Annotated in this window: 2 protein-coding genes; both read right to left on the bottom strand. The window is 40.3% G+C overall.

Features of this window, described 5'->3' with window-relative positions; translation table 11 throughout:
* Positions 1-555: IS4 family transposase (locus F6K15_RS37990; RefSeq protein ID WP_293071280.1), on the bottom strand; the 555-nt coding region annotated here is incomplete at its 3' end.
* Positions 512-910 (bottom strand): transposase DNA-binding-containing protein, encoded by a 399-nt coding sequence (locus tag F6K15_RS37985; protein ID WP_293071278.1) that lies wholly within the window; start codon positions 908-910, stop codon positions 512-514. The genes F6K15_RS37985 and F6K15_RS37990, both read right to left, overlap by 44 nt.
* Between the last annotated feature and the right edge of the window lie 101 nt (positions 911-1,011).

Genomic DNA, 1,011 nt, shown 5'->3' with positions numbered 1-1,011 from the left:
GTCTAATGTAGTTAGGAGTAACCAAGTAATCGGTTCAATTCCTGTTGGTGGGTCAACTTCTTTGACTAAAATTGCTTGTAATGTTAAGGGAGCTAGTTGTTCTTTTTTGGCTCGATTCTGAGGTGGTTGAAGGGTAACAGTAGTATAACGAATGGTTAAAACAGCTTTTCTGGCTGGTCGAGTTGGATTGCGTTTGACCTCCACTGTCATTGTTCCTTGAGGCTCAACTGACAACAACGTTTCCCATAAACGCTTCTGACTACCAGCCAAACAGCGATTTTGAACAGCTCTAATCAAAAAATCTGACCCCAGATGCTCACCACAAGCAAACAAGTCATAAAAATCTGCTTCTCGCTCAGCAATTGTGACTACTTGCAAGTGATTCGGAGTGATTGACTCGGTTTTCATCAGACTATCGAGCCATCTTTGACTTTCTTTTTGTGCCGTTGGTTTTTGTTTTCTTTGTTCAGCTTTTCCTGATTCTACTTCATTTCTCGACCATACCTCTTGTTCAATAATGCCTAGTGGTATTCCCTGTGTACTCGCTGTTAACACGCTCGTGGACTTTTAATCCTTTGGCATATTTACTATCGAGATATCCTGTTGCTGAAGTAGCTTTATGGCTGGTGTAATTCAGTTCTGTAGTATCTTGTATCGCTAATACTACCTGATGTTTGGCCATTCTCTCTACTGTGGCATCAATATGTCCAAGTCTGATCATAGATGGTTTGATGTCGGGTGAATCCCAGAATTTATAGGTGGCTTTGGTTTGTGACCATGTTCCACTGGCTTGAGGTACACTGGCTTCTGGTGAAGCACTTAGATATTCGACGATTTTAATTAACCTTTTAGTCCTTCTTTTATCCCCTAATTCAGTTCTTTCTAGTTCTGCTGTGATCCACTGTTCCATTGACTGACTTTTGGTTAAACTCTGAGTTTTTATAAATGAGAATACACAATCCCTAGATTTTGTCAAACCTTATGTTAAGAAAGATGTGGGTAATGGATAGC

The organism is Okeania sp. SIO2B3, assembly GCF_010672525.1.
GTDB lineage: Bacteria > Cyanobacteriota > Cyanobacteriia > Cyanobacteriales > Microcoleaceae > Okeania.
This window is presented reverse-complemented; position numbering and strand designations above follow the sequence as displayed.